Raw genomic sequence first — 19,316 nt, 5'->3', positions numbered from 1 at the left:
CACCGCCTGCCGCTATTTCCGGTTCAGCTGCCAATCCGGTGGCAGCCCCTGGACTTTCGCGTCGGTGCCGCACGCCTCGATGGATACGGTCGCCGGACCCAGGCGGAGATCCGTGAGCCGGATGATGCCCGCCCGCTCGGGCAGGCGCGGCGCGATGGTGAGGGTGCGCCCGGGGACGTCGGGCATCAGCCCGAGGAACGATCGCATGAGCAGCAGGGGCGCCGCGCTCGCCCACGCCTGCGGCGAGCACGAGGTGGGATACGGCACCGGGGAACTGAAATCGGAGCGGGCGAAGCCGCAGAACAGTTCGGGCGGCCGGGCCCCGAATTCCAGGATGGCCTCGAGCAGTCCGCTCGCGAGTTTCACACTCAGGTCCAGTGCGCCGGGGATGTGGCCGTAGCGCATCAGACCGGCCACCGCGATGGCCGTATCGTGCGGCCACACCGAACCGGTGTGATAACCCATGGGATTGAAGTGGCGGGCGGTGGAAGACAGTGTGCGCAAACCGAATCCGCTGTTCAGGTCCGCCGCGCCCAGCCGCTCGATCAGTTCGGCCGCGCGTTCGTCGGGCACGATGCCGGTCCACAGGCAGTGGCCGGGATTGCTCGATCCGACATCGACCGGCTGCTTCGAGCCGTCCAGCGCCAGGGCATAGCAGCTGCTCTTCGGCATCCAGAAGGCCTCGTCGAAACGGGCTTTGAGGTCGGCGGCCTGCGTGCGCAGCCGCTCGGCGAGGGCGTGGTCGCCGAGCTCCTCGGCCAGTTCGGCGCGGCCGATCCGGGCCGCGTAGACGTAGCCCTGCACCTCGCACAGGGCGATCGGCGGGTCGGCGAGGCGGCCGTCGGCGAATCCGATCGCGTCCCAGCTGTCCTTCCACCCCTGGTTGGCGAGGCCGCGGTCGGTCTTGCGGCGGTACTCGACGAAGCCGTCGCCGTCGAGGTCGGCGTCGGTGTCGATCCAGGCCAGCGCGGCATCGGCGGCCGGCAGCAACTCCTGTACGGCCGCGGCGCCGATACCCCAGCGGCGGCATTCGGCGAGCAGCATCACGAACAGGGGGGTCGCGTCGGCCGTGCCGTAGTAGACGGTGCCGCCGAGCACCCGATCAGTGCCGGGACCGTAACGCCGCTCGTGCATGATGCGGCCGGGTTCCTCCTCGGTGAGCGGATTCGACTCGGTGCCTTGAAGTTTCGCCAGCTGGCGCAGTGTTCCGAGGGCCAGGTCCGAATCCAGCAGCAGCGCCATCCACGAGGTGAGCAGACTGTCGCGGCCGAACAGGGCCATGAACCAGGGCGCGCCGGCGGCCACATAGGAGGTGCCGTCGGCGGGATCGTCCAGCCGCAGCGCGCCGAGGTCGGTCTCGGTGCGCTGCAGGATGAGGTTGAGGCCGGCGCCGCTCGCGGTGAGGGTGGTGGTCGAGGCACGCCAGCGGCGGATCTTGTCCGCCGGGCTGTGTTCGTCGTCGTCGAAGTTCATCGGGACGGCCCGATGGTCGTTGATCGGCTGGCAGTGCACCACCGTCTGCCAGCTGCCGTGTGCGGGGACCAGCACCTGCCAGGTCAGCGATCCGGGCTGAACCTCGGGGTCCTCGCCGGCGGTGATGATGATGCCACGCCCCTGCTGACTGCGGTCGGTGAAGCGCAGCGCCTGCTCGGTGGCGGCCGACTCGCCGCCGCCACCGCCTGCGCGGCCCTCCTTGACCGCGAACAGGTCCGCGAAGTCCGCCTCGGCATCGAGAACCACCGTCAGGGCGGTGTCCTCGTCGCCGAGATTGAGCACGCTGATGATCTCCTGCATTCCCTCACCCACGACGCGACGGCGCTGGACCAGCACCGTCGCGTCGGCGACACCGTGCGGTGGCGGCTTCCGGGCCACGAATCGCGCCCGGAAGGGTTCGCGCACCACCACCGAAAGCTGTTCCGGCGGAAGACCGTCCACGCGCAGCTCCCATCGGGTCAGGATGCGCGCGTCCCGGTAGTACAAACCGTGGGCGGTGCCGGGGTGAATGTCCCCGAGTCGGTCGGACAGGCAGAAGGTTCCGGCCTCGACGAGGGTGATCACGCCGGCGCCACCCTCGATGAGAACGGGTGGGCCGGCATTGAATACGCTCACGGGCGACCGCCTGGCGCCTGGCTGCTGAGGATCGGGGTCCCCGCGGGTACCCGCACCCGGACGGCGGTTCGCGACGTCCGTTGCGCCGCCATCTCGATCGCCCGGTGATAGGCCGCCTCGTAGCCCTGCGCGAACAGGTCCGTGGCGAACAGCCTTTCGACCCGCTCCCGGCAGGCGTAGGGGTCGATCTCATCGGCGCGGGCGATGTATCCGGGTAGTTCGTCGGGATCGTCGCAGATCCATCCGGTCACGCCGTGCTCGACGACCTCTTCCACCGCACCGCCGCGCAGCGCGATCACCGGTGTGCCACAGACCATGGCCTCGATCATGACAATGCCGAAGGGTTCTTCCCACCGAATCGGGAACAAAAGGCAGCGCGCGCCGGCGAGCAGATGGCGTTTCGCGGTCGCGTCGGCCTCGCCGAACACATCGTCGCTCTCGGTGAGCAGCGGCTCGATGTAGTTGTCGAAGAACTCGTGCTCGGGCGGCTCGTTGAGCTTGCCCGCCAGGACCAGCCGCACACCGGCGGAGTGAGCGGCCCGGAGCGCCAGGTGGGGTCCCTTGTAGGGCGCGTAGCGGCCCAGGAACAGGGCGTAGTCGAGCTTTTCGGTGCGGAATGGCCATTCCGAGGGGCGGATCGCGTTGTGCACGCGGCCGATCCAATTCAGATCCGGCGCGAGCGCGCGCTGCCGGTCGCTGATCGCCACGAGCCGCACACTGTGATCGAGCGATTGGTAGTAGTCGTGCATCTCGGGGTCGACCGGACCGTGCACGGTGACGACGGTGGGAATCCCGAGCCCCCGGTAGGCGGCCGCGTTGGCCGGGCCGGCGAAGGTGTGATCGTGTACGACGTCCACCGGGTCCTCGGCATGCAGTGCCTCGATGATCTGCCAGGTCTTCATGGCATTGACGATCTCCGGGTACGGCTCGCCGAGCCGCTTGGACTGGATATCCTCCCAGACCCGGACGAATCGGGCCTTGGTACCGGCGTGGCCGGCGCCGAGCAGCGTGACGCGGTGACCCTGATCGACCAGCTCATCGGCCAGCGTGGCGACAACAGCCTCGATACCGCCGTAGCCGACCGGTGGGATGTCGAAATACGGTGGAGCGGCGAGAACGATATGCAGCGACCGCTTCCGGGAATTTACCGCGCCGAACACAGCGGAATTTTCGGGCTGTAGCTGCAGAAAGTCGAAGGCGTTCTCGAGTGAGGCATCGCACGTAAGTTCGCTACTCATTTCGAAACTCCTCGTCGTGAGTTGAACTGAGCCAAACCCTCGTATACGGTGCCACGAACGACGCTGGTCGGCAAGGGGCTGTTTGCCCGGTTTGCGCGGTCGCAATTCAAAAGTTATGTCGATGGTTTATCGGCTCGAATTACGGGTATCCCTATCCACCCATCGGGCATGAAATGTATTTGCACCGTGAGGGATTCGCGAATCTCGGCAGTAGCGCTCAGCGAGAACCCTTTTCCACCGACTCACTCCGCAAGCACCTCGGGGAACCCGAACAATGCGACCAGCGCCGGGTCGTGGAATGAGATGACACCGCGGACACCGGTGGTGGTCGGAGCCAGGACCACGATGCCGTGGCCGCGGAGCACGCCATCGGTGTCCCGGTGATACTCGATGGCGGCGGGCCGGCCGTTGGCCGTAGTGGGTAGCATCCGCCAGTCGCCGGGCCGGCCCATCACGTAGGCGTCGAGCATGCGGATGCAATTCACCCGGCCCGCCTGCCAATCGCGGAACGGGGTCGCCTCCAGTGTCGCGTCGGCGCGCAGCACCTGTTCCAGGAGAGCGGCATCGGCGTGTTCGAAGGCGGCGATGTAGCCGTCGAGCAGCGCCCGCGCGCGGCGGTCGGATGGTTCGAGCAATTCCTCTGGGCCCGAGGGCAATTCGTTCAGGCGAGTGCGGGCCCGCTGCAGGCCGCTCTTGACCGCCGCGGTTGTGGTGCCGAGGATTTCGGCGGTCTCGGCGGCGGAGAAGGACAGGACCTCGCGCAGGATGAGGATGGCGCGCTGGCGGGCGGGGAGATGCTGGAGGCTCGCGATGAGGGCCAGGCGGAGTGACTCGCGGGCGACCACCGCGGCGGCCGGATCGTCCGCGACCTGGGCGATCCAGCCGCCGGGGCATGGTTCGAGCCACGAAACCTCGCCCGGCGCAACACGACTCGGCGCTTCCTCGGACCCGTCCGCGGGACCGCCCAGGCCCGAGGGCAGGACTCGGATGCGGCGCGGCTCGAGCGCCGACAGGCAGACATTGGTGGCGATCTTGTACAACCACGTCCGCATCGAAGCGCGGCCCTCGAAAGCGGCGTAGGAGCGCCAGGCACGCAGGTATGTCTCCTGGACCAGGTCTTCGGCGTCGTGGGCCGAGCCGACCATGCGGTAGCAGTGCGCCAGCAGTTCCCGGCGGAATCGCTCGGTTTCGGCGGCGAAGCGGCTCCGATCGGCCGCCTCCGCCAGGTGCGCCGTCATGCGGCGAGTTTAGGCTGCCGCCGGGCTGCAGAATAGCTGCTTGTCATGGGCTGCTCTCTTTCCGGATCGTGTGCCCGCTGATCGGGTCCATCGCCCATTACGACCGGGCAGCCGGTCCGAAGGAATCGAAACCCAGGTCAGCGGGTATCCGGAATGGTCAGGGCAGCAGGGCCAATTTGCCGATGGTGGCGCGGGATTCCATTTCCGCGAGGACCTTCGGCCCGTCGGCGAGATCATGGGCGGCGGGTCTGGTGGGGGCGAGGACACCTGCTGCGATGAGCGCGAACATTTCGGCCATGACCTCGCCGAAAACGTGGGGAGCGGCCTGGATCAGCACGCCGATATTGAGGCCGATGAGGTGAATCTGGTGCTTGTACACCAACTCCCAGTTGGTGATGGCGGTGTCGCCCCCTGCCATGCCGTAGACGACGACCCGTCCGGTGACCCGTTTGGCGGCGGCGAGGCTCGCGGTGAAGGTCGCGCCACCGGCGGATTCGAGCACCAGGTCGGCCCCGGCGCCGCCGGTCAGTTCCAGCACGTCGGCGGGGAGGTGCTCGGACCGTGAGTCCAGCATGTGGTCGGCACCGAGCCCCCGCACGATCTCGTGTTTGCCCGGCGAGGCGGTGGCGATGACGGTCGCACCGTAATGCTTGGCCATAGTGACCGCGACTTGTCCGGTCGCGCCCGCTGCGGCGTGGATCAGCACCGTCTCACCAGTGGCTATGCGGCCCAACGGTTTCAATGCGGCGAGCGCAGTAGGCCAGTTCACGACCAGCCCCAGTGCCTGCTCGGCAGTCCATCCGGCCGGGATCGGCATGGCCGAGGCCGCGGGCAGCACCGCGTATTCGGCGAATGCTCCGGCCCCCACGCCGACGACGCGGGCCCCCGAAAGCGATTCGGCCACTTCGTCTCCCGCCGCGACGACCTCACCGGCGGCCTCGAACCCCGCCGTGTACGGTGGCCGCGGTCCGCCCAGGAAGGTGCCGTGGGCCTGGGAGATGTCGGCGAAATTGACTCCGGCGGCGGCGACTCGGATCAGGACCTCGCCCGGACCGGGAACCGGTACCGGCGCGTCGGTGATCAGACGCAGGTCCTGCGGGCCCCGCAGCGAGGTTTGCCGCAGGGCCCGCATGGTGGTGGGAATGGTCATGGCGATCAGCACTCCTTCTCGGTTTGTCACCAGGTAGACCGTCGCCACCGGAGAAAGGAATCGGCCGCCGGAACCGGTCAGCCGATCTTCGTGACCGCGGGCATGGTGAAGCCGCCCGACAGGATGTCGGGGCCGGGGACGTAGGAGCGGGCGAAGAGGATGAACGGGTGGCCGTCGGCCGGGGCGGGCAGCCAGTTCGCCTGACGGTCGGGCTGCGGGGTCTGCGGTTGGATCCAAATGTCGATACTGCCGTCGGGGTTGGTGACGACTCCTGGTGTGTTACCCGCGATTTCGTAGCGGTTGATCGGGTTGGGGGTCAGGAACTGGCCCGCTAGACGATCGCGGTTCCGTGGCCACCCCAACCGATTCGAGCGAGTCCCCCTGATCACGCGTGACCTACCGCTCGATGCCGGATCACATTGCCCGACGTGGTGTCGAATGGACCGCCTGAACGTTGTACACGACGTCGTAGCGCAATGTGGGCTACCGCCCGCAGACTTGACCTGATCACTCCCCACAAGGATGGACAGAAGCATGGCGAGTCGTGTGCTCGAGAACTTCATCGACGGCAGGTTCGTGGCCTCGGAATCGACGGACACACTCGAGCTGGTGAATCCGGTCGACGAGACGGTCACCGGTCACGTGCCGGTGTCGACCGAGGCCGAGGTCGATTCAGCGGTCACGGCCGCCGCACAGGCTTTCCGAGCGTGGGGCAGAACTACGCCGCGGGACCGCCAGAACGCTCTGCTCGAGCTGGCTGATTCCATCGAGGCGCACAGCACCGAACTGGTTGAGGCGCAGTGCCGCAACACCGGTCAGCCTAAGGCGGTGATCGACGCTGAGGAGATCGCGGCGGGGGCCGACCAGCTGAGGTTCTTCGCCGGCGCGGCCCGTCTGCTGGAGGGTAGGTCCGCCGGAGAATATGTCGACGGATTCACCTCGTACGTGCGTCGCGAGCCGATCGGCGTGGTCGCGCAGATCACGCCGTGGAACTACCCGTTTCTCATGGCCATGTGGAAGATCGGTCCGGCGCTCGCCGCCGGGAACACCGTGGTACTGAAGCCGAGCGACACGACGCCGGAGAGCACGCTGGTGCTGGCGGGACTGACCCCAAGCCTGTTGCCGGACGGGGTTTTCAACGTGATCCTCGGCGACGCGAGGACAGGTGCGGCGCTGGTGGCGCATCCGGAGCCGGGTTTGGCCTCGATCACCGGATCGGTGCGGGCCGGGATCGCGGTCGCGGAATCGGCTGCGCGCGGGCTCAAACGAGCTCATCTCGAACTGGGCGGTAAGGCTCCGGCAGTAGTGTTCGCCGATGCCGATCCCGAGTCCACCGCGGCCGGCATCGTGCAGGCGGCATTCTTCAATGCCGGCCAGGATTGCACGGCCGTCACCCGCGTACTCGTGCACGAATCCATCCACGCGGATCTGGTGGAAGCACTGGTGAAGAGTGCCCAGCGTCTGCGACCGGGGCAGCCCGACCATCCGGACAGCTTCTGCGGACCGCTCAACAATGGCCGCCACTTCGACTCCGTACTGGGCAAACTGGCCGCACTGCCTTCCCACGCGACCGTCGTGACAGGTGGCAAGCGGTTGGGCGAGAAGGGTTTCTTCGTCGAGCCGACGATCATCACCGGGGTACGACAGAGTGATCCGATCGTGCAGGAGGAGACCTTCGGCCCCGTGCTGACGGTGCAGTCGTTCACCGACGAGGCCCAGGCCGTCGCTTACGCCAACGATGTGCCCTATGCGCTGGCGTCCAGCGTCTGGACCCGCGACCACGGCACGGTCGAACGAATGGCGCGCGCGCTGAATTTCGGTGCGGTATGGGTGAATTGCCACATGGTGCTGACCGCGGAGATGCCACACGGCGGATTCAAGCAATCCGGCTACGGAAAGGACCTGTCGATCTACAGCGTGGAGGAATACACCCGTATCAAGCACGTCATGAGCGCTCACCACTGACCGGTGCGGCGAGCGTGTCCCGAACTTGCAAGGCGAGCCACAACTCGTGCCGTGTGGCTGCGGGATCCAATGACCGCGCCAGCAGTTTCTCGATCTTGGAGATCCGGTTGCGGACCGTGTGACGGTGCACGCCGAGCCGCTCGGCGGTGACATCCCAGGTTCCGTTGGCGTCGAGCCAGGCTCGGAGTGTACTGACCAGCTCACCGGTCTGATCGGCGAGATCGATCGAGGCAAGAGTGTTGTCGGCGAACGCCGCGAGCACATCGGGGGAAGCAATCGACAGCAGCAGGCTGCTGGTGCTGTCTTGCCGCGAGGTCGCCGGGCGCCCGAGCCGAGCGCTCACGGGAATCAGCGAACGTGCTTGCTGTACCGACAATGCCGCCATTTCGGGCGCGACAGTGTCGCCGATGCCCACCGGGTGATCGGCGGCGAAGCGTCGCAGCAGCAGCGGCAGATCCGTACCGTCGATCACCATCGCCTCCACGCCATCGCCCACGGTGCGAACAAGACCGCCGGGTAATGCATACGCCAGATCTGCGGCGAGCTCTTCGATGCGCTCCGGCAAGGGCTGGATGGCCAGTCCGACGACCGAGCCGGTGCGAATGCCGAACTGGTCGAACATGTCTCGGATAGCGGACGCGCTCGCGCCGGGGGCGAGGACCCGATCGAATGTCGCCGCCCGAGCACGCCGCTCGGCGTCACCCGCCAGATACCGTTGCTCGAGTTCGAGGGTGACCAATGAGGTCAACGCCGACTTCATGAGCCGGATTTCGCGGGCTTCCGATTCGACCAGCACGGCGTATCCTCGCACTCGCCTCGCGCCGACCGGCTGCACGCTGAGGGTCCGTCCGTCGATATCGGTCACCGAGCTGCCGCGCAGCCCGTGGGGTGCCACTTCGTCGATGAGCTCGCGTGCGGCATCCAGCAGCCGGTTCGTCCCGTGGCCCACGGTGGCGATTTCCCGGCCCAGCGGATCGGTGATCAGCGCGGGCAGTTTGGTCGAGTCGAACCACACGCCGATCAATCCATCCAGGCCGCGGCCCGATGCGGCTGCGACCGTCAATTTTCGTTGCACGGTCAGCGTGCGTTCGAGTCGCTGCCGTTCTTCGGCGGCATGCGCCGCGAAAACCGCCTTGGTGACGGCGATGAACGGAGTCTCGTCCGGCACCAGCAGCAGCGGAATCCCTTCGGCCTCAGCGGCTTCGATCAGGGCGGCCGGCGCTTGCCGATAGGGCAGGCCGTGCCCCAGCCCCAACGCCAGCGCGCTCGCGCCGCCGCCGACGACGTCACGCACGAAGTCGCGACATTGTGTCTCGTCCGCGGACAGCTGGAGTCCTGCGGTCATCAGCAGTTCGCCGCCCTGGAGCCAATTGCCGGGGCGCAACAACTCGGTGACATGAGCGGCATCGATCGCGCGGTGGATGGCTTCTTGTCCAGCGATCAGCTCGAGTCGCAATTGTGGCTGTTCGAGCAGGTCCGCGACGGTCAAAGGCATGGACGCAGTGTCCAACAAATTCGCGGATATTTCTACACCGCGTCGATGTGTGGTGGGCGCGGTGCGCATCTAGCCTCTTGCCATGTCTTCCCAGCAATCCCTCGGCTCGATCGATGCGAGCCGAGTTCCCCGGTACTGCGGCCCGGCCACCTTCGCCCGGCTGCCGGGTATCGACGAGGTCGGCAGGGCCGACGTCGCGATCGTCGGAGTTCCCTTCGACACCGGGGTCAGCTACCGCCCCGGAGCGCGCTTCGGCCCGGGACATGTCCGCGCGGCCAGCAAGCTGCTGCGGCCGTACAACCCCGCGCTGGATATCCATCCGTTCGCGGTCCACCAGGTTGCCGATGCAGGGGACATCGCGGTCAATCCGTTCGACATCGACGAGGCTGTGGCGACCATCGAGAGCGAGGCTCGGGGCTGGCTGGCGAAGGGGACCCGCCTGCTGACCATCGGCGGTGATCACACCATCGCGCTACCGCTGCTGCGTGCGGTCGCCGCCCAGCACGGCCCTGTCGCCGTTGTACATTTCGACGCGCACCTCGACACCTGGGACACCTACTTCGGTGCGCGCTTCACCCACGGCACCCCATTCCGGCGCGCCGCGGAGGAGGGTTTGCTGGATCCGCGGCGTTGCCTGCACGTCGGCGTACGCGGCCCGCTGTACAGCTCCGATGATCTGCGATCCGACGAGTGCCTGGGCTTCCAGGTGGTGCACGCCGACGACTATCAGTACGAGGGCGTAGTGCAGGTCGTGGAGCGCATGCGCCGACGACTCGGCACGGGTCCCGTGTACGTGTCGGTAGACATCGACGTGCTCGACCCCGCCTTCGCCCCCGGCACGGGCACTCCGGAATCGGGCGGTCTGTCCAGCCGTGAGCTGCTGGCCACCCTGCGCGGGCTGGTCGGGCTCGACATCGTGGGCGCGGACATCGTGGAGGTCAGCCCGGCCTACGACCATGCCGAGATCACCGGAATCGCCGCCGCGCACACGGCCTATGAACTGCTGTCGGTGCTGGCATGCAACCGAGCAGCCGCCGCCGGGCATGCCTCGCCGCGCGCGGAGCAGGTACGCCCGTGAACGTCGCTGAATCTGGTGCGCCGCAAGAGTCTTCCACCGAGCTCGGATCCGGCGTGATCGGCTCCGCCCATCTTGTGTTCTTCGTTTTGTCCGCCGCCGCACCGCTGACGGTCATGGCCGGTTTCGCCGCGCTCGGATTCATGGTCGCCGGCCAGGTCGCGCCCGCTGGATACCTGATCGCGGGAATCGTCTACGCGGTGTTCGCGGTCGGCTTCACGGCCATGAGTAAGCACGTGCACAACAGCGGCGCGTTCTATGCCTACATCAGCCGGGGTATCGGACCCACGGTGGGGGCCGGCGCGGCCATGGTCGCCTATCTCTCCTACGCCCTCGGTCAAATCGGATTCCTCGCTGCCACAGGCATTTTCGGATCAGCAGCGATTTCGATGATCACCGGAGTCTCCGTGCCGTGGCAGGTGACGGCGGTCGCACTCGGGCTGATCGTCGCGCTGCTGTCGTATCTCAAGGTCGACATCGGTGCGAAGGTGCTCGCGGTCTTGTTGGTGACCGAGGTGGGGATTCTGTTCGTACTGGCCGTCGCCGTGTTGATTCGCGGTGGCCATGAAGGGCTTTCGGCGGGCAGCTTCAACCCCGCACACCTGATGACCGGATCGATCGGCGCGCTGTTCGCGATCACCTTCGTGGTGTACATCGGATTCGAGCAGACCGCCATCTACAGCGAGGAGGCCCGAGACCCACACCGCACCGTCCCGCGTGCCACCTATATCGCGATCGGCGTGCTGGCGGTGGTCTACACCTTCATCTCCTGGGTCATCCTCATGGCCGCGGGCCCGAACCGGCTGGCCGCGCTGTTGGCCGGCGACCCGTCCCAGCTGGTTTTCAACCTGAATACCGAATATGTCGGCGCGACAATGACGTCGGTCATGCAGGTGCTGATCATCACCAGCTTCTTCGCGGGCGCGCTCGCGCTGCAGAACGCCGGAGCGCGGTACCTGTTCGCGCTCGGCCGGGACGGTGTGCTGCCGCAGTGGTTCAGCCGTGCCGGGGCACGGACCAAGACCCCGAGTTCGGCTGGGCTCGCACATACCCTCGTGGTGACCGGTACCCTGATCGGCTTCGGCCTGACGTCCCTGGACCCGTACAGCCAGATCGTGCTGTGGACCAACACTCCGACGCTGGTCGGCGTCATGGTGCTCGAAATCGCCGTCTGCGCAGCGGTTATTCGCTATCTGCGGCCTGCCCCGGGTGGAGAAACCCTGTGGCAGAGGCTGATCGCACCCGGGTTGGCCGCGGTGTTCCTCGCCGTCGTACTCGTGCTGCTCATGCAGAACATGCCGATGCTGACCGGGCTCGGACCGATGGGCAACGCGATCATGCTCTCCCCCTTGGCGGTGGGATTCCTCCTCGGAGCCGGGCGAGCGTTGTGGCTGCGCACCGCGGCGCCCGATCGATACCGGCAGCTGTCCGGCGGTACCGAAGCCCTACTCACAGCAGAGGTGGTTCGATGACTGAACAACAGCGGTTTCCGCGACACGCGTGGACCGTACCGGGCTGGCAGTGCGAAATCCCCGGTGGCGATCCATTGTCACCCGAGATCTGGTGCTACACAGACCAATTCTCCTATACCGCCGGGGACACGGTCGCGGTGCACGTGCACACCACCGCCGACCGCTACCGTCTCGAAGTGGTGCGCGACGGTGCACACCCGAAGACCGTGTACCGGCTCGAAGATCTGCCCGGCAAGTCCCATCCAACACCGCCCGACAGCTATACCGTCGGCTGCGGCTGGCCAGTCGCCGCGCGCATTCCCGTCGACCCGCAATGGCGCTCGGGTCTGTACCTGGTGATCGCCCGGATCGAGGTCGAAGGCCGGATCTACGAGCGCGAACACTTCTTCGTCCTGCGGGCGGCCGTCACCGGACGCACCCGGTACGCACTGATGCTCACCACCGCGACGATGACCGCCTACAACGACTGGGGTGGCGCCAACCACTACCGCGGTCTCGGTGACGACCCGGAGATCGACGTCCCCGCGCCGGTGGTGTCCACCCAACGCCCCATCGCCCGGGGGATGCTGCGCAAACCCGTCGGCGCACCGCGCAGCCGACACGAATACACTCCGCCACCGTTCTGGCAGCCGCACCACGAAGCCTATGAGTGGGCGTTCGCCAACGGCTACTCCCGCCATCACGCCGACGCGTTCTGGGCGACCTACGAACGGCCGTTCGTGGTGTGGGCCGAGAACCACGGCTACGACTTCGACTACCTGACCCAGCACGATCTGCACGTCCGCCCGGAATCACTGCGTGACTACCAATGTCTGGTGATCGTCGGTCACGACGAGTATTGGACGGCCGAAATGCGGGACGCCGTAGACGATTTCGTCGACAACGGGGGCAATGTCGCTCGTTTTGCCGGAAACTTCCTCTGGCAGGTCCGCCTCGACGACACCGGTGCCACCCAGACCTGCTACAAGCTCCCCGCTTTCGACCCGCTCTACGAAACCGATCCGAGCCGGGTCACCACCGTGTGGGACGCTCCGATCGTCGGCCGCCCCGGCGCACAGACCATGGGTTTGACCGGTTTCGGCGGTGTGTACAGCCGGTACGGCAACGCGGTGCCGCGCTCCAGCGGCGGATTCACCGTATATCGGCCCGAGCATTGGCTTTTCGAGGGAACCGACCTGTACTACGGCGACGTGATCGGCGGCGCCCCGGTCTGCACGGCGGCGTTCGAGCTCGATGGCGTCGACTACACCTTCCGGAAGGGGCTGCCCTACCCGACCTTCGAAGATGGCGCCCCGGAGACCCTCGAGATCCTGGCGCTGGCCCCGGCGGTGGTAGGCGCCGAGGACCGGTGGAACGCGGAGGTCCCGCTCGGCGCACCGGAGTTCGAGGCGGAAATGATGCTCCCGTTCATCTATGGCGACGACGTACCCGAATACCAGCGCGATCGACGTTACGGCGCGGGCATGGTCGGCGTCTTCACCCGCGGCGCGGGCACTGTCGTCAACGCCGGGTCGTGCGAATGGGTCAACGGCCTCATCGAGCGCGACTTCTTCACCGAACAGATCACACACAACGCACTGCGCCGGCTCGGCGCGGCCTCGCAAGCGGAGAAGGGTAACTCATGACCATCGGTGTCAAGGATGTGCGCGCGATCGGTTTGGGCATCGGCACCCGGGTGGTGCCCGAGTGGCCCGAAGGCTGGACCGCCTCCCCGGACTGGGAGGAAGTCGAATGGCGCGGCTGCTCCGACGCCACCGGCCGCATGGTCGGCAGTGCCTGGGAGGGCCAGGCGGGCATCTTGCACGTGGTCGACTATCCGGTCGACGAAATCTGCGTACTGCTCACCGGCAGTGTCGCGGTGACCGACGACTCCGGCGAGCGGCGAGTGTTCCGGGCCGGTGAGGCATTCCTGTTCCCGCGCGGATTCACCGGGAAATGGGAGACTCTCGAACCCTCCTCGAAGATCTTCGTCGTCCTGGAACCCGCCCCCGAATCCGCGTAAACCCGCGGTCCTAGAACGAGATCGGGACAGACCGTCATGCAACCGGTTTGCCTCCGATTTCCGTGCCGCACAGTTCATTTCGTCTGGTGGCACAGCAACGAAGCAACAACCGAGGAGATCCAGTGAATCGCCGCACCCGCATCATCGTCGCCTCCGCGATGGCCACGACCTTGATGACTCTCACGGCAGAGGCGGCCACAGCCGCACCCGCACCGACCACTCTGACGGCCGGAGAAATCGAACCGACCATCCTGAGCGCCGATGCCCGGGACAGCGCGACACCGTCGACGCCGCCGGCGACCCAGGATCAGAGGACCACAGATCAGGCTGATGTCGCTGCGGTGCAGCCTCTTTCACCGTCCGCCTCGGTTGCGACCCCGGTTGCCGCGATCGACGGCTCGGATCCGCAAGCCGATATCGAGAATGCGCTGAGTCAGGCGGGCAACGAGTTCATGCTGGCCGCGACCGTGGGCACCATGGCCGGTGGCGTTGTAGGACTCGTGGGCGGATGCGTCGTCGGCGCGATCGTCGGTGCGATCGGTGGCTGCCTCCCCGGCCTGGGGATCGGGGCGGCCGTGGGCCCCATTGTCGGTGGCGTGGTGACCGGCGTCCCGGCCGGAATCGCGGCATTGGCGCAGGCGTACAACACGTTGCACGCCGTCGGTGATATCAGCGCCCCGCTCACAGCTCAGGTCGGCTGACATCCGAGGAACGAGCGAGCGCTCCACCCGCGGCCCTACCTGACGAGAGCATCACGCAAGCGGCACGACCGGCTCGTCGATACGGGTCGGTTGTTGCCGGTGACCGATACCCCGTCAACGGTCCGTAGCCGACGTCGGCGACCGGCTTGCAGGGCCATTCGGCATACAGGTCGATGCAGTTGGTGAGGGAGGACGGGGGTGCGGTGTTGTATTCGCCGGTCACGAAGATGAAGGCGGCGCAGGAGCCGACGTGCTCGGCGAAGCGGCGGGTGTGCGGGTGCGGGCCGCCGGGACGGGTTCGTCCAGCAGGGGCAGCTGGTGATCCTACAGATCGATCAGCTCGAATTCGGCTGTCTCGCCTGCATGTTCGGTGGCGATGGCCTGTACCCAGCGGGCCACCTTCTCGCCGTTGCGGCCGGGCCGGGTGCTGCCGATGATGATGCCGATTCTGGTCATGTCGATTACTCCTCGGGGTGGTGACGACTCGACGACACAAGTGGCCGCCGAACCCTCGCGCTGCGACATCCCGGCGCAGTGATGTGCGTCACTCATCCGGTGTCCGGAACCGTCCGGGCCGCCGGGCGGTTTCCCCGCGAGTGCGGTTCAGTCCGCCGAGCCCTCGAATCGGCACGTGCCCTGGGATTTCGACCATCGTACGGATGGCGATCGTTCTGAACGAGCTGCGCTTCAGTTCAGCGTCGCAACTCGAAGGCGCTGGTGCCCTTGCCTTCAGCGCACAGGCCGGTCACCTCGTGCACCCGTAGCATCTGGGCAGGCCAGGCAACATTCTTTGTGCCGGAAGGCATTCGGGCACTCGGAGCCGGAACCGGTTCCTGACAACAGTCCTGACGATTGTCCCAGTCGTGTGTATGGTCGGAAGGGCATGTTTCACAATGGGGAGTGCCAGCGCTTCATGAGTAGTCAACGACCGCTATCGTCCTTCGAGTTCAAGCATTTCGACCCCGACGCCCGCTGGGGCGACGTGCCGAAAGCCGGTGTGCCGCTGTTCGTCGCGACCACGGTGCGCGGTGAGATCGATCCCGACGTCATGCGCCGGGTGCTGGCGGAATTGGCCGCCGACCACGCGCTGCTGCGCGCGGTCATGGTCCACGAGCCCGGAGGTGAGCCGGTCTTCCGGGTTCGCGAGGAGTACCAGCCCCCGCTCGAGGTCACCGAGTGGGGACCCGACGGCTATCAGCGGCTGGTCAACATCGAACAGGACTGGAGCACCGGCCTTTTCAAGGCGCACGTGCTGCGTGAGGGCGGTCTCGACCAGATCGTGCTGATCATGCACCACGGCATGTGCGATGGACGGTCGGCGCTGGCGCTGCGCGACGACATGTGGCAGCGCTACGGCGCCCAGCTGGCGGGTTCGCCACTGCCGCCGTCGAATTCGGACAACGAGCTGGTCGACGGTATCGATACCTTGCTGGCGGGCAGTGTCACCGAGGCCGAGGTCGACGAGCTGGTCGCGATGCTGCGCGGCATCGCGGCAGCCGGTGACGCGGTGCCCGCGCCACTCGAGCTGCCCCGTGACGGCGACGGCGTCGGCGACCCGGTGGGCCGGTTCGCCACCCAGCGCGTCGTGGTGGACCCCGAGCAGAGCGCGGCCTTCTTCGGTGCCGCACGCGCACAGGGTGTTTCGGTCAACAGCCTGGTCACCGGCGCGGCCATGGTCGCGGTGCGAAGCCAGCTCGAGGCGGATTCCGGGCCGGTGCCGATGGTGTTCGGGCACGCGGTGGATCTGCGCGCCTCGCTCGCCGAGCCGATCCCGCAGTCGACGCTGCTCAATTGCGCGGGCGGGGTAGCCACCCCGGTCTTCGCCGCCGCCGACACCGACCCGATCGAGCTGGCCAAGGCGACCGAGGTGGCCATGCGCGCCGCCCTCGACGCCCGGTTCCCGGCCCTGTTCATGCGGGCCTCGCAGCGCGCATTCGACCCGGAGACCGCCGCGATATTCGGTGCGCAGCCCACGCTGGGCATGTCGAATCTCGGTGTGGAACAGACGCCTTCGATCCCCGGCGGGCTCGAGTTCGTCGCCGATGAGGTGTTCGGCATGGCCAAGGGCATGCCGCCGAAGCTGACCGTGTGGACCGTCGCCGAGCGGCTCGTCATTCACGTCAACTACGACACCACCCGCAACAGTCACGCCCTGATGGGCCGCGTGACCGAGGCGATCCGGGAGCAGGTTCGTCGCATCTGCGACGCCGACGCGGATCGTGGCTGACTCGCGGCCGGACACGCCATGAGAGTTGCTGTCAGTCAAGAGAAGTGCATCGCAGCCGGTCATTGTGTGCTGCGTGCCGACCAAGTCTTCGACCAGCGCGACGACGACGGTGTCGTCGTGCTGCTCGACGAGAGTCCGGCGCCGGAGCAGGCCCCGGCCGTGCGAACGGCCGCCGAATTCTGCCCAGCGCAAGCCATCCAGATCGAGGATTGACCCGAACATGCCTGAGTCCAGCACCAAGGCCCCCGCCGAGCCGACCTTCTATCCCGGTCGCCGCGCCGCGAGCTGCCCGTTCGCGCCCGCCGCGGAAATCCGCGAACTCGCCGACGCCGGCCCGATCTCCAAGGTCCGGACCTGGGAGGGCAAGCAGCCGTGGCTGATCACGGGCTACACCGAGGCGCGCGAGCTGTTCGCCGACGCCCGCGTCAGCGCCGACAACCACCACCCCTCCTACCCGCACATCCACGAGGGGATGAAGACGGTCGCGGAGATGAGCCCGCGCACCATGTTCAACACCGATGGCCAGGAGCACGCCCGCTACCGGCGCATGCTGGCCAAGCCGTTCACCCCCAAGCGGCTCGAGGCCATGCGGCCCAATATCCAGAAGCACGTCGACGAGACCATCGACGCCATGCTGGCGCAGGGCAACTCGGCGGACCTGATGAAGGCGCTGGCGCTGCCGGTGCCATCGCTGATGATCTGCGAACTGCTGGGCGTCCCCTACGGGGACCACGCGTTCTTCCAGGAGGCCACCGAACTCGGCTTCGGCGGCAATGCCACCGCCGAGGAGCAGCAGCAGTCGACGCTGGAGATGCTCGGCTACCTCAACAAGCTGGTCGAGGCCAAGACCGAGAACCCGGCCGAGGATCTGCTCTCCGATGTCGCCGAACTGGTGCGCGACGGTGAGCTGCAGGTGTGGGAGGCCGCGCTGCAGACGGTCGGCATTCTGGTCGCCGGGCACGAGACCACCGCGAACATGATCACGCTGGCCGTCATCGCACTGCTCGACCGGCCCGAGCAGCTGGCGATCATTCGCGACACCGACGACCCGCAGGTGCTCGGCAATGCGGTCGACGAGCTGATCCGCTACATGACCATTGTCGACACCGGGCTGCGGCGGGTCGCCATCGAAGACATCGAGGTCGGCGGCGAGGTGATCCGCGCGGGCGACCCGATCGTGTTCGACCTGGCCACCGCGAACTGGAACCCGGAGGTCTTCGCCGAGCCGGGCACCCTGGACCTGGCGCGCTCGAATGCCGCGCAGCACTTGGCCTTCGGGTCGGGCCGGCACCAGTGCATCGGTCTGCAGCTGGCGCGCATCGAACTCGGCATGGTGCTGCAGACGCTGTTCCGGCGGGTGCCGGGGCTGCGCCTGACCGTGCCGACCGAGGAGATCGATTTCAAGTACGACGCCATGGTGTACGGGGTGCGGTCGCTCCCCGTCGCATGGTGATGCGGTGACCGGTGCCCTGCCATCAGGGCAGGGCATGCAGCCAGAGTCTGCTGCGATCGGCCTCGGTGGTGGCCAGCAGCAGGCCGGCGGGCAGCGCGGCCATGCGAGCCCCGGGCGCGCTCACCGGCAGGGAAATCTGTTGCCATTCAGTGCAATTCGGCATCATCGACGCCAGCTGCACCACGTGGTCGAGCGCCACGAGACTCAGGACGCGCGACGCGGTCGGCAGCACCTGCAGCACGTCGACCGTTGACGCGCCCGGACCGGGCACGGCGTCGGCCTCGGCCGACGGCCAGCACAGCAGGTGCGGTGTAGCGCCGATGGATTGGCCGAGCACCGTGCAGCCGGCACTGCCGCAGCCGACGCGCGCGGCGACGGCACTCGCCCCGGGCAGCTCGTGACGCCGCCATCCGAGGCCGTCGGGCGAGGTCCACACCAGTGGCCGAAGGATGTTGTCGCGCAAGGTTTCCCCGACGATGACGAAGCCCTGCTCGCCGATGCCGACCCCGGCCGCGCCGGTCTGCTCGCCGGGTGCGGACGACAACGCCGGATCGTCCGCGTGGCGTTGCCAGTCGGCGCCGTCCGAGGAGGTCCAGAACGCGGCGCCGTAGCGGCCGTTGTCGCCGTCCCAGCCGCCCACCAGCAGATCGGTGCCGTTGCGCGCGGCCGCCGCGGTCACCGCGATGGCGTGCGGGCCGCCGAACATCTCCATCGCCTGGGTGTGTTCGGTGAGGCCCCGGCCGTCGCCACTCCAGATGGTCATGCGCGGATTGCTGTGCGCGCCACCGAAAGCCTGACCCAGCACCACGGTGTGCGTGCCGGTGCCCGCCGAAATCAGTTCCGCCAGTGCGCCGTACGGACTGTCGGGCCGGACGGGGACAGATGTCCAGCGCGTGCCGTCGGAGGAGGACCAGGCGGCCGGGGCACGTCCGTCGCCGGCCGGGATCGAGCCCAGGGCGAGCACGCCGCCCGCGATCGGCGCGAACTCCAGCACCCGAGCCCCGTGCTGCGGCAACGATACCTCGCGCCAGGGCGAATCCGATGGCCGCGCAGCACACCCGGCGGCCAGTACGAGCACGGCGAGCAAGACGATCGACCACCTCATTGGGACAGGGTGTCAGATCAACCCGGCGATTTGTCGGTTGTGTGCGTTTCCCGTGGGACCCGAACCGCCGCGCCGAGGCAAATCCG

General features: G+C 67.4%; 18 protein-coding genes. 9 read left to right on the top strand and 9 right to left on the bottom strand.

The features are described from left to right. Nucleotides 1–12 precede the first annotated feature (12 nt). From ACWEKS_RS32255 to ACWEKS_RS32235, 5 genes are all read right to left on the bottom strand, one after another. On the bottom strand, nt 13–2,109 hold the full coding sequence (locus tag ACWEKS_RS32255) for an amylo-alpha-1,6-glucosidase (protein WP_452343582.1): 2,097 nt from the start codon (nt 2,107–2,109) through the stop codon (nt 13–15). Then, nucleotides 2,106–3,347, bottom strand: coding sequence for a glycosyltransferase family 4 protein (locus ACWEKS_RS32250; RefSeq protein ID WP_452343581.1), 1,242 nt, complete (start codon nt 3,345–3,347; stop codon nt 2,106–2,108). Before ACWEKS_RS32250 ends, ACWEKS_RS32255 begins: the two co-directional genes overlap by 4 nt. A 242-nt stretch (nt 3,348–3,589) precedes the next feature. Then, on the bottom strand, nt 3,590–4,585 hold the full coding sequence (locus ACWEKS_RS32245; RefSeq protein ID WP_452343580.1) for an RNA polymerase subunit sigma-70: 996 nt from the start codon (nt 4,583–4,585) through the stop codon (nt 3,590–3,592). 157 nt (nt 4,586–4,742) lie between these two features. Beyond that, the gene (locus ACWEKS_RS32240; RefSeq protein WP_452343579.1) at nt 4,743–5,735 is read right to left on the bottom strand and encodes an NADPH:quinone oxidoreductase family protein; all 993 of its coding nucleotides are present in this window, start codon (nt 5,733–5,735) and stop codon (nt 4,743–4,745) included. A gap of 77 nt (nt 5,736–5,812) precedes the next feature. Then, a complete protein-coding gene (locus ACWEKS_RS32235) occupies nt 5,813–6,097 on the bottom strand; it encodes a DUF1214 domain-containing protein (RefSeq protein ID WP_452343578.1) in 285 nt (94 codons plus the stop codon). Nucleotides 6,098–6,269: 172 nt separating this feature from the next. Between ACWEKS_RS32235 and ACWEKS_RS32230 the strand changes: the two genes are divergently transcribed. Further along, nucleotides 6,270–7,700, top strand: a complete 1,431-nt coding sequence (locus ACWEKS_RS32230) for a gamma-aminobutyraldehyde dehydrogenase (RefSeq protein WP_452343577.1) — start codon at nt 6,270–6,272, stop codon at nt 7,698–7,700. Here ACWEKS_RS32230 and ACWEKS_RS32225 read toward each other — a convergent pair. Further along, nucleotides 7,681–9,195, bottom strand: coding sequence for a PucR family transcriptional regulator (locus tag ACWEKS_RS32225; protein WP_452343576.1), 1,515 nt, complete (start codon nt 9,193–9,195; stop codon nt 7,681–7,683). The genes ACWEKS_RS32230 and ACWEKS_RS32225 overlap by 20 nt on opposite strands. 82 nt (nt 9,196–9,277) lie before the next feature. Here ACWEKS_RS32225 and speB point away from each other — a divergent pair, with 82 nt between their 5' ends. The 5 genes from speB (at nt 9,278) to ACWEKS_RS32200 (ending at nt 14,445) form a co-directional block, all read left to right on the top strand. After that, nucleotides 9,278–10,273, top strand: a complete 996-nt coding sequence (gene speB, locus ACWEKS_RS32220) for an agmatinase (protein WP_452343575.1) — start codon at nt 9,278–9,280, stop codon at nt 10,271–10,273. Beyond that, nucleotides 10,270–11,742: an APC family permease gene (locus ACWEKS_RS32215; protein WP_452343574.1), complete on the top strand. Its 1,473-nt coding sequence runs from the start codon at nt 10,270–10,272 to the stop codon at nt 11,740–11,742. Before speB ends, ACWEKS_RS32215 begins: the two co-directional genes overlap by 4 nt. Continuing rightward, a complete protein-coding gene (locus tag ACWEKS_RS32210; protein WP_452343573.1) occupies nt 11,739–13,367 on the top strand; it encodes a N,N-dimethylformamidase beta subunit family domain-containing protein in 1,629 nt (542 codons plus the stop codon). The genes ACWEKS_RS32215 and ACWEKS_RS32210 overlap by 4 nt, the downstream gene beginning before the upstream one ends. Further along, nucleotides 13,364–13,744 carry a cupin domain-containing protein gene (locus tag ACWEKS_RS32205; RefSeq protein WP_452343572.1) on the top strand — a complete coding sequence of 127 codons (381 nt, stop codon included), beginning with the start codon at nt 13,364–13,366 and terminating at the stop codon, nt 13,742–13,744. The genes ACWEKS_RS32210 and ACWEKS_RS32205 overlap by 4 nt, the downstream gene beginning before the upstream one ends. Before the next feature lie 122 nt (nt 13,745–13,866). After that, on the top strand, nt 13,867–14,445 hold the full coding sequence (locus ACWEKS_RS32200; RefSeq protein WP_452343571.1) for a hypothetical protein: 579 nt from the start codon (nt 13,867–13,869) through the stop codon (nt 14,443–14,445). Here ACWEKS_RS32200 and ACWEKS_RS32195 read toward each other — a convergent pair. Continuing rightward, nucleotides 14,426–14,791, bottom strand: a complete 366-nt coding sequence (locus ACWEKS_RS32195; RefSeq protein WP_452343613.1) for an NADPH-dependent FMN reductase — start codon at nt 14,789–14,791, stop codon at nt 14,426–14,428. The genes ACWEKS_RS32200 and ACWEKS_RS32195 overlap by 20 nt on opposite strands. Continuing rightward, nucleotides 14,770–14,901 carry an NADPH-dependent FMN reductase gene (locus ACWEKS_RS32190; RefSeq protein ID WP_452343570.1) on the bottom strand — a complete coding sequence of 44 codons (132 nt, stop codon included), beginning with the start codon at nt 14,899–14,901 and terminating at the stop codon, nt 14,770–14,772. The genes ACWEKS_RS32195 and ACWEKS_RS32190 overlap by 22 nt, the downstream gene beginning before the upstream one ends. A 457-nt stretch (nt 14,902–15,358) precedes the next feature. On the opposite strand from ACWEKS_RS32190, the gene ACWEKS_RS32185 reads away from it, so the two are divergent. From ACWEKS_RS32185 to ACWEKS_RS32175, 3 genes are read left to right on the top strand one after another with little or no spacing between them, the layout of a single operon-like run. After that, nucleotides 15,359–16,672: a phthiocerol/phthiodiolone dimycocerosyl transferase family protein gene (locus ACWEKS_RS32185; RefSeq protein WP_452343569.1), complete on the top strand. Its 1,314-nt coding sequence runs from the start codon at nt 15,359–15,361 to the stop codon at nt 16,670–16,672. Nucleotides 16,673–16,690: 18 nt separating this feature from the next. Further along, nucleotides 16,691–16,885 carry a ferredoxin gene (locus tag ACWEKS_RS32180; protein ID WP_379380893.1) on the top strand — a complete coding sequence of 65 codons (195 nt, stop codon included), beginning with the start codon at nt 16,691–16,693 and terminating at the stop codon, nt 16,883–16,885. Continuing rightward, on the top strand, nt 16,881–18,125 hold the full coding sequence (locus tag ACWEKS_RS32175; RefSeq protein WP_452343612.1) for a cytochrome P450: 1,245 nt from the start codon (nt 16,881–16,883) through the stop codon (nt 18,123–18,125). The genes ACWEKS_RS32180 and ACWEKS_RS32175 overlap by 5 nt, the downstream gene beginning before the upstream one ends. 22 nt (nt 18,126–18,147) lie before the next feature. Here ACWEKS_RS32175 and ACWEKS_RS32170 read toward each other — a convergent pair whose 3' ends face one another. After that, nucleotides 18,148–19,230, bottom strand: a complete 1,083-nt coding sequence (locus ACWEKS_RS32170) for a hypothetical protein (RefSeq protein WP_452343568.1) — start codon at nt 19,228–19,230, stop codon at nt 18,148–18,150. Between the last annotated feature and the right edge of the window lie 86 nt (nt 19,231–19,316).

This window comes from Nocardia sp. NPDC004711, assembly GCF_053601595.1.
This window is presented reverse-complemented; position numbering and strand designations above follow the sequence as displayed.

Excerpts from the sequence above, each read along its gene's own strand:
- ACWEKS_RS32250 (WP_452343581.1), bottom strand. The coding sequence starts at position 3,347 with ATGAGTAGCGAACTTACGTGCGATGCCTCACTCGAGAACGCCTTCGAC.
- ACWEKS_RS32245 (WP_452343580.1), bottom strand. The coding sequence starts at position 4,585 with ATGACGGCGCACCTGGCGGAGGCGGCCGATCGGAGCCGCTTCGCCGCC.
- ACWEKS_RS32240 (WP_452343579.1), bottom strand. The coding sequence starts at position 5,735 with ATGACCATTCCCACCACCATGCGGGCCCTGCGGCAAACCTCGCTGCGG.
- ACWEKS_RS32230 (WP_452343577.1), top strand. The coding sequence starts at position 6,270 with ATGGCGAGTCGTGTGCTCGAGAACTTCATCGACGGCAGGTTCGTGGCC.
- ACWEKS_RS32225 (WP_452343576.1), bottom strand. The coding sequence starts at position 9,195 with ATGCCTTTGACCGTCGCGGACCTGCTCGAACAGCCACAATTGCGACTC.
- speB (WP_452343575.1), top strand. The coding sequence starts at position 9,278 with ATGTCTTCCCAGCAATCCCTCGGCTCGATCGATGCGAGCCGAGTTCCC.
- ACWEKS_RS32210 (WP_452343573.1), top strand. The coding sequence starts at position 11,739 with ATGACTGAACAACAGCGGTTTCCGCGACACGCGTGGACCGTACCGGGC.
- ACWEKS_RS32205 (WP_452343572.1), top strand. The coding sequence starts at position 13,364 with ATGACCATCGGTGTCAAGGATGTGCGCGCGATCGGTTTGGGCATCGGC.
- ACWEKS_RS32190 (WP_452343570.1), bottom strand. The coding sequence starts at position 14,901 with ATGACCAGAATCGGCATCATCATCGGCAGCACCCGGCCCGGCCGCAAC.
- ACWEKS_RS32185 (WP_452343569.1), top strand. The coding sequence starts at position 15,359 with ATGAGTAGTCAACGACCGCTATCGTCCTTCGAGTTCAAGCATTTCGAC.
- ACWEKS_RS32180 (WP_379380893.1), top strand. The coding sequence starts at position 16,691 with ATGAGAGTTGCTGTCAGTCAAGAGAAGTGCATCGCAGCCGGTCATTGT.
- ACWEKS_RS32170 (WP_452343568.1), bottom strand. The coding sequence starts at position 19,230 with ATGAGGTGGTCGATCGTCTTGCTCGCCGTGCTCGTACTGGCCGCCGGG.